Raw genomic sequence first — 1,058 nt, forward strand, 5'->3', positions numbered from 1 at the left:
TGCGCACGACGGTGAGAAAGGCCAGAGCCAGCATCGCCAAAGTGATGTGCCGGTGCCAACCGGTCCAGGAACGCACCTCGTAGTGGTCGAGCCCAACCTCGCCTTTGGCCAGTTCGAAGGCACTCTCGATGGTCCAGCGCGTGCCGGCCACCCGCACCAGCTCCTTCAGCGGCGTCCCGCTCGGAGCGAAGGTGAAGTAGAAGGTCAGATCGCCATCCGCCAAGCGGCGCCGGATCAACAATCCCTTGTCCCAGCCCTCCGGGGCACCGCGAAACGGCAGATGAGCCCAGTCGTACAGCCGCGGCCCCTTGGAGCCATGCCCAGCCCCAAGCCGATGCCAGCCGTCGGCCGGCACCTCCTCGACCCAATCGCGCACCGTGCCTGGAAACAGCCGCTGGCCGCTGGTGACCGCCAGCACGTAGCCGATCCGGCGCCGCACCAGCGCTTGGCGCAGGGCACTGTCGGCTCCGTACACGCTGTCGGCCGCGACCCACGCGCACGGCACCCCGGCGTCGAGTGCGCGGTCGAGCATCGCCGCCCCCATCTTCGGCTTGGTGGCAAAGGCCACCCCCTCGGGCACCCAGGCGAGGCGACGGCGGCCCTCGTCACCGGCCCAGGACTGCGGCAGGTACAAGGCGCGGTCGATCAGCGCGTGGCCATGGCGGCCGGCGTAGCCGAGGAACACGCCGATCTGGCAGTTCTCGATGCGCCCGGCGGTGCCGGAGTACTGGCGCTGCACGCCGACCGAGCGCATGCCCTTCTTCACGAAGCCGGTCTCGTCGAGCACCAACACGGCCTGCGGATCGCCCAGGTGCTCGACCACATAGGCGCGCAGGTCGTCGCGCACGGCGTCGGCATCCCAGCGCATGCGCGCCAGGAAATCCTGCACGCTGTCCGGGCTGGCGTCGCCCGCCGCTTCGGCGAGATGCCAACCGTTCTTGCGCTCCAGCGGCGCCAACAGGCCGGCAACATAGGACCGCGCCCGTTGCCGCGCCTCAACCCGGCAGAACCGCGACCCAAGCCGTCCCATCAGCGCATCCAGAGCGACCTCCCAGCCC

At 70.0% G+C, this 1,058-nt stretch carries 1 protein-coding gene; it reads right to left on the bottom strand.

The features are described from left to right. A partial coding sequence (locus tag J2851_RS35450) for an IS701 family transposase (protein ID WP_209774090.1) occupies positions 1-1,058 on the bottom strand: 1,058 nt, incomplete at both ends.

The organism is Azospirillum rugosum, assembly GCF_017876155.1.
GTDB classification, from domain to species: domain Bacteria; phylum Pseudomonadota; class Alphaproteobacteria; order Azospirillales; family Azospirillaceae; genus Azospirillum; species Azospirillum rugosum.